General features: G+C 27.0%; 4 protein-coding genes and 1 riboswitch. All 4 genes read right to left on the bottom strand.

Annotated elements, in window-relative coordinates; translation table 11 throughout:
• The coding region (locus tag VJ881_10685) for a PDC sensor domain-containing protein (protein ID HKL76517.1) at nt 1-513 on the bottom strand (513 nt) is incomplete at its 3' end.
• A 106-nt stretch (nt 514-619) separates the two neighbouring features.
• Nucleotides 620-704, bottom strand: a riboswitch (cyclic di-GMP riboswitch).
• A gap of 148 nt (nt 705-852) precedes the next feature.
• Entirely contained in the window at nt 853-2,994 is a 2,142-nt protein-coding gene (locus VJ881_10690; protein ID HKL76518.1) for a PAS domain S-box protein, read from the bottom strand.
• A gap of 181 nt (nt 2,995-3,175) precedes the next feature.
• A complete protein-coding gene (locus VJ881_10695) occupies nt 3,176-3,730 on the bottom strand; it encodes a hypothetical protein (protein HKL76519.1) in 555 nt (184 codons plus the stop codon).
• Nucleotides 3,731-4,046: 316 nt separating this feature from the next.
• Nucleotides 4,047-4,535, bottom strand: a complete 489-nt coding sequence (locus tag VJ881_10700; GenBank protein HKL76520.1) for a hypothetical protein — start codon at nt 4,533-4,535, stop codon at nt 4,047-4,049.
• Between the last annotated feature and the right edge of the window lie 81 nt (nt 4,536-4,616).

The following is a 4,616-nucleotide window of genomic DNA, read 5'->3' on the forward strand; positions in this document are numbered from 1 at the left end:
TTTAATAGGAACTGCTGCAGTAATTAGATATTCATTAGTTGAAGCATCCTGATAAGGTTCTGACCAGGTAATTTCCCCTTTGTTTACAGCTTTTTTATACCAGCCTCTTTCTCGCGGGTCATAATCATCTGGTAAACTATCATTAGGATACATTATCATCTCACCTTCATTAGTTCCAAAATATATCCATCTAAATTGTGTATATTTTTCTTTTAAGTTTTCAAATAAATTACGCATCTCCTGATTTGAATAAGATGTAAAATTTTTATTATAGGTGATCCCATCAATTATATTAGCAGATCTGGAGAGAAATCCCTGAATTTCACTTTTAAGATAATTTAAAGTTGTTTGATTCCTACTATTTGCTAAATTTTCTACTCCATCACTTACATAATTATTAACAACAACTCCTAACAAAGAAAGTGAAATTATAAGTACTATTGCAATAATACCTAAAATTTTACTTGATACCCCACTAAAAAAATTAAATGTCTTATTATCCTCTTTGTTCATTTTTCTTCCCCCTTGATTATAATTTTACTAAAGTTTGTATAAAAATTAATTATTTCACAATAAAATACACAAAGAAAAAAACCCTTTATAAAAAAGGGCTTTAAAATTTTGCAGTCTGGCATTCGTAGATAATTTTCCGTAGAACTAGGACTTTGTGCCCCTATCTTTCAATAGGTTTACCCATTTATGTATTTTTTATTTTCAAACTTTAGATTAGTAAAATAGTTGTATAATTTAATCCGTATTTAATAATATCAGCAATTTTTATTTTTTTCAAACACAATTTTCGACATAAATTTAAAATTATAATCAACTTAATTTTCAATATTTCTACTCTAATTATTGACTATTTTTTAATTCTATAAATAATTTAGCTAACTCAGGATCAAACTGACTTCCAGAACAACTTTGTATTTCAGTTAATGCCTCTTTATTAGATATAGCTTTACTATATGGCCTTTCATTTGTCATAACATCATAAGCATCTATAATTGATATTATACGTGCTAAATAGGGAATATCTTTTTTTTCAAGTCCTCTTGGATATCCATTTCCATCCCAGTGTTCATGATGTGCTAAAATTTCTTCTGCGACTAAGGCAAATTCTTCAGAAGCTGAAGCTATTTTATAGCCTCTTTCAGGATGTTCTTTTATTATTTCCCATTCTTTAGCAGTTAATCTTCCAGACTTAGTTAATATATCTTCAGATATTGTTGTTTTACCTATATCATGTAAAGTAGCCAATAATGATAATTTGTTCATTTCTGAATTGGAAAGATTTAATTTTTCTCCTAAATCATAAGCTAAGTTAGTCATTCTCATCGCATGTTCTTTAGTTTCTGAACTTTTTGCGGCTAAAGTATTTATTAAATTTTGAACAATTTTATTGCTGGCACTTCTACTTTCAGAAAGTTTATTTTGATACATATTATCATCAGCTTTTTCTAATATTTTATCTAGCAATTCTTCTTTTTTATTTTTTGTAGCTATTCCCATTCCAATTGAAATCGGAATATTTTTTTCACTTAGTTCTTTATTTTTTTCTTTTATTCTTTGCATTATTTTTTTGGCCTTTTTTTCTGGAGTTTGTGGCAATAAAATAACAAATTCATCTCCTGCCCAGCGTGCTACAATATCTTCACTGCGAAGAGATTTTTTTAAGATTTTAGCAGTTTTGACTAATAATTTATCTCCTGTATTATGGCCATATGTATCATTGATGATTTTTAAGCCATTTACATCAGCCATAATAATACTTATAGGTAATTGTCTTTTGGTATCAAGCCTTTTCATTTCTTCTTCAAAATATCTCCTATTATATAAATCTGTTAATGTATCTCTGTAGGATAAATATTTTATCCTTTTTTCCTTATTTTTTCTTTCAGTTATATCTAACTGCATTGAGATTAATCCTTTTTCACCGTTGGGTAGTTTTATACTTGTTTCATTTAATTGATATCTTCTGATTTCGCCATTTTTTATTCTAGTTTTTGTTTCATATTTTATTTCTTGGTCATTTTCAATGATTTTTTTAATATTTTCATGAGCTTCTTCTCTCTTTTCAGGTAAAACAAATTTATCAAAAACATTGCTTCCTTCTAATTCATCTTTAGAATAACCTGACATTTTACTCATCATTTTATTTGCTTCAATAATATTACCATTTCTATCTTCTAATATAATTCCTACTGGTGATGCACTAAAAACAGTTTTGTATTTTTCTTTATTAGCTTTCATATTTACTTTTGCTTTTTTTCTTTCAGTTATATCTTTAGCAAAGGCAAACTCGTATTCTTTATCTCCATATTTAAAATATTGACTTGTTATCTCAACTGGAATATCTTTTCCATCCTTAGTTATATATTTTCTTTCATAGGTAATAGATATTGAGTTTTTTATTTGTTTCCAGAATTTTTCTCTATCTACATAAACATCAGTTTTAAGAAACATTTTTGCATCTTTTCCAATTATCTCATTTCTTTTATATCCTAATTTTTCTAAAACAGTTTGATTAACATAGTCTGTTATACCTTCAGGTGTAGTTCTAAAAATAAGTAAATTGGAATTATTAACAGTAAAATTCATCATTTCAAGTTCTTTTCTCTGCTTTACTTTTTCAGCTATTTCATTAAAAAGAGTTGTAAAATATCCTTTTTGCTGACTATAAGCTTGAACCTGATACCAGCTGTCTAGAGGGGCAGAATATTCTTCAAAAGATTTATTTCCTCCATTTAAAGCAAGTTCACCATAAAATTTAATCCAGTCAAATGAACTTTCTGTAATACTAGCCAAAACTTCAGTTGCTTTTTTGTTAATAACCTCTTCTTTTTTTAATCCTGTAAACTCTTCAAATTTACTATTAACATCAAGAAAAATATAATCAACTGGATTTTTATTTTTATCATAAATTACTTTATGATGGGCAAAAGCTAGCGGCATATTTTTAATCAAAGCTTTACTATTATAATAATTTTGCTCCATTATATTTACAACTCCTCATTATAACATACTTAAATATTAATGTAATAGTTTTTATTTACTTAATATTTAATTTCTCTAAATGACTAATTATTCCTTCAATATGAAGATACTAATCTAGTTTAATAAAAAATAAGGACCTACTCTAGGTCCTTATTTTTCTATTCTATTAAGTATTTTGTTTTTAATCTTTAAAGCGAATCATTTTCAAATTATTACCATTTATACTATGATTGGGAGTAATAACTATTGCCTCTAAAAAAGTTATTTCATCATCATTCATATAATGCTGAGAAGAATTTAATAAACTAAGATATAGTGATTGCCCTTCGTAATCAGCTTTAGCTCGAATATAAATACTAGAAAAATTTTCAAATCTAGTAACACATATTACATTAGGATCTTTTCCTTCAGGTATATTATTATAATTAACTCTATAATCTGGAATCTGATTGATAATTAATTTTTTAGAAATACCAGAAAATTCAACTACACCACGATAGAAATCATAACTAGTAGCAGGGTCATATTCATCTTCTTTACTACCAATAAATTCTTGAATATCAATAACTACTTCCGGTTTCAGGTCCTGCAAAACCCAGCTGCTAACAAAATAATCACCAGGAACACCTTCACTAAAATCCCACTCATCAGATTTTTCAGCCACTACAGATAAAGGCTGTGTTAAAATCACAGCAATTATCAATAATAAAATAATTAAAAACACTCTGTTTTTCATAATAATAACCTCTTTTCTTAAGTATGTACTAAAAATATTAATGTTTACTATTTATGAGGTTATGTATTATAATTAGCTATTATAAGTATTATTTCCTTCTTCCTTTTTATATTTTTTTGAATTCTATAAACTTTTTTGCTAATTCAAGATCAAATTGACTGCCAGCAGAAGCTATCTTATAACCTCTTTCTGGTAAGAACATTTTAAATTATATTCATAAAAATTATAGAAATAAAATAAAAAAAGTATGGACCATGTTATTAACATGAATCCATACTCTTCTATTTTTTGGGGTATTTATTATTTTAATTTATTCTTAAACATTACCTTTACCATTTCCCTGGCCTTTGTTATTACCTTGATTGTTACCCTGACCTTTTCCTTTACTATTAGCCTGTCCCTGTCTATTTCCACTGCCTTTATCCTGACTGGACTGATAATTATTAAGTTTAGGATCCTGTTCTATTTTGGCAAATTGTTCTTCTGTTAAAATTTCTTCTACCTGATTCATATAATTTTCTCTTGCAGTTTCCAGTTCAGCTCTTAACTCTTCAATTTCTCCCTGGTTAACTTCACCTGAACGATTATAATCTCTTATTTTTTCCTGTATTTCATTTCTTACTTTTTCATAATTATCTCTTGCTTCCATTAATTTTTCAACTTGAGTTTCGGTTAAATCAAGCTCACCTTCCAATACACAATCTCCATTATTTTGACCATCTAAATAGCCAAAAGCAGATACAGTAGAACTAATTCCAACCAACAACAAACTAAATACTAAAACTAAAGATACAACTTTTTTCATTTTTTATCATCTCCTTATTTTTTTATTCTATTTATACTTTAACAGGAGATTATGAAGAAAATATGAATTTAACAAAATAAA

The organism is Halanaerobiales bacterium (genome assembly GCA_035270125.1).
In the GTDB taxonomy this organism is placed as follows: Bacteria; Bacillota; Halanaerobiia; order Halanaerobiales; family DATFIM01; genus DATFIM01.

What these genes read in the sequence shown, in the direction of transcription:
- VJ881_10690 (HKL76518.1), bottom strand. Translation starts at nt 2,994, where the DNA reads ATGGAGCAAAATTATTATAATAGTAAAGCTTTGATTAAAAATATGCCG.
- VJ881_10695 (HKL76519.1), bottom strand. Translation starts at nt 3,730, where the DNA reads ATGAAAAACAGAGTGTTTTTAATTATTTTATTATTGATAATTGCTGTG.
- VJ881_10700 (HKL76520.1), bottom strand. Translation starts at nt 4,535, where the DNA reads ATGAAAAAAGTTGTATCTTTAGTTTTAGTATTTAGTTTGTTGTTGGTT.